General features: G+C 55.4%; 2 protein-coding genes and 2 pseudogenes. All 4 read left to right on the top strand.

Annotation, left to right across the window (positions count from 1 at the left end):
* Positions 1-81: 81 nt before the first annotated feature.
* A pseudogene (locus tag L383_RS26055) lies at positions 82-516 on the top strand (relaxase/mobilization nuclease domain-containing protein); the annotation flags it as partial.
* Positions 517-550: 34 nt separating this feature from the next.
* Entirely contained in the window at positions 551-1,036 is a 486-nt protein-coding gene (locus L383_RS26050; protein WP_012565228.1) for an MbeB family mobilization protein, read from the top strand.
* 3 nt (positions 1,037-1,039) lie between these two features.
* The gene (locus L383_RS26045) at positions 1,040-1,255 is read left to right on the top strand and encodes an MbeD family mobilization/exclusion protein (protein WP_015589619.1); all 216 of its coding nucleotides are present in this window, start codon (positions 1,040-1,042) and stop codon (positions 1,253-1,255) included.
* Positions 1,256-1,600: 345 nt separating this feature from the next.
* Positions 1,601-1,825 (top strand): annotated as a pseudogene (locus tag L383_RS00015) (hypothetical protein); the annotation flags it as partial.

Below are 1,825 nucleotides of genomic sequence, written 5' to 3'. Positions count from 1 at the left end.
TCGCCTTACGTTAAGAAATACACCTCCGGGGTACTGTCGTTTGCGGAAGCGGATTTACCTTCCGGCCAGCGGGAAAAGCTGATGGCAAGCTTTGAGCGGGTTCTGATGCCCGGACTTGATAAAGACCAGTACAGCATCCTGTGGGTGGAGCATCGTGACAAGGGGCGGCTTGAGCTGAATTTTCTGATCCCGAACACGGAGCTGCTGACCGGCAGACGGCTCCAGCCGTATTACGATCGCGCCGACCGTCCACGCATCGATGCCTGGCAGACCATCGTGAACGGCAGACTGGGGCTGCACGACCCGAACGCACCGGAGAACCGGCGGGCACTGGTCACACCGTCTGCACTGCCTAAAGCGAAGCAGGAGGCTGCAGAAGCGATTACACGCGGTCTGCTTGCTCTTGCCTCATCCGGGGAGCTGAAAACCCGTCAGGATGTCACTGAGGCGCTGGAAAGCGCAGGTTTTGAGGTGGTCCGCACCACAAAAAGCAGTATCAGCATTGCCGACCCGGACGGGGGGCGAAACATCCGACTGAAGGGAGCCATTTATGAACAGTCTTTTAACGCTGGCGAAGGACTTAGAGCAGAAATCGAAAGCGCAGCAGCAGAATACCGGCGAGATGCTGAAAGCCGCATTCAGCGAGCACGAGAAATCTGTAAAAGCGGAACTGAACGAAAGCGCGAAGAGAATCAGCGCCGCCATCCTCGACCACGACCGGAAACTGTCCTCAGCCATGAGCCAGCGCACGAAAGGCATGGTGCGCATGGTCAGCCAGACGTGGCTGACCATCGTCCTGGTCTCCGCGCTGCTGATCGCCTCGAGCGCGGGCATTCTGTGGTGGCAGGGGCAGCAGATACTCGACAACTACACGACCATCCGGGAGCAGAAGAGCACGCAGGCCATGCTGTCAGAGAGGAACAGCGGCGTGCAGCTCTCGACCTGCGGCGAGCAGAGACGCCGCTGCGTGAAGGTGAACCCGGAAGCGGGACGGTTCGGAGAGGATTCGAGCTGGATGATACTGGCGGGGAAATAGCACATGACGGAGCTGGAAAAACAGTTGCTGAGCGCATTAGAGCAGCTACAGCAGGACTACTCGAAAAGGCTGGACGAGTGGGAGAGCGCCTTCGCGGAATGGCGGACGATGTCTGGTCTTATGCAACGGGAGAACGCAGCGCTGAGCGAGCGCGTCACGGGCTTGAGCAGGCAGGTGCAGAGTTTGAGCGAGCAGCTGCGCCGGTTGTCGAGCGACTGAATGCCGTCGAGCTGCACCGGGAGCAGGAGCGCGTGGTGCAGCATCAGAAAGCGCTGGAGCTGGAGCGATCTCAGCGACAGCGGACGTATAACAGCCCTTCACTGTGATAACCTGATAAAACGGGGCTTTCGGTGGACATCTGCGCTGAAAGCCGGAGCCATTCACCCGACTGCATAGCCATGCAGCCGGGTGAAATTTATCTGGCGCAGAATGCGCGGTTTAGCGGAGAGTTTGCTGCCGGTTTTACCGGGCTGACGCCGCATTTGTTCCGAACCCGTCCGGGGCGGTGCTGATAAGGGATGTTATGGTAAATGCGGCATTTTTTATTATATGGAGTGTATTTTTATGAGAATTAAAAAGCCTCACCTTCGTCCGATAGTCATAACCTTGTCCGTTGGTGGGATTTTGTTAACTTCTATTTTTCTGATTGCCGTTATTATGGTTTTTCAGCGCGAAAATATAGAAAAAGATTTGCTTGATGCTAATTCATCGTACGCTATGAAAATGTCAGATGTAATGAGTGGTTATATTGAAATGGCTCAAGGTGAATTAGCATATGGAGCAAAAAAA

The sequence above is a fragment of the Enterobacter sp. MGH 37 genome, assembly GCF_000534515.1.
Lineage (GTDB): Bacteria > Pseudomonadota > Gammaproteobacteria > Enterobacterales > Enterobacteriaceae > Enterobacter > Enterobacter kobei.
This window is presented reverse-complemented; position numbering and strand designations above follow the sequence as displayed.

What these genes read in the sequence shown, in the direction of transcription:
- L383_RS26050 (WP_012565228.1), top strand. Translation starts at nt 551, where the DNA reads ATGAACAGTCTTTTAACGCTGGCGAAGGACTTAGAGCAGAAATCGAAA.
- L383_RS26045 (WP_015589619.1), top strand. Translation starts at nt 1,040, where the DNA reads ATGACGGAGCTGGAAAAACAGTTGCTGAGCGCATTAGAGCAGCTACAG.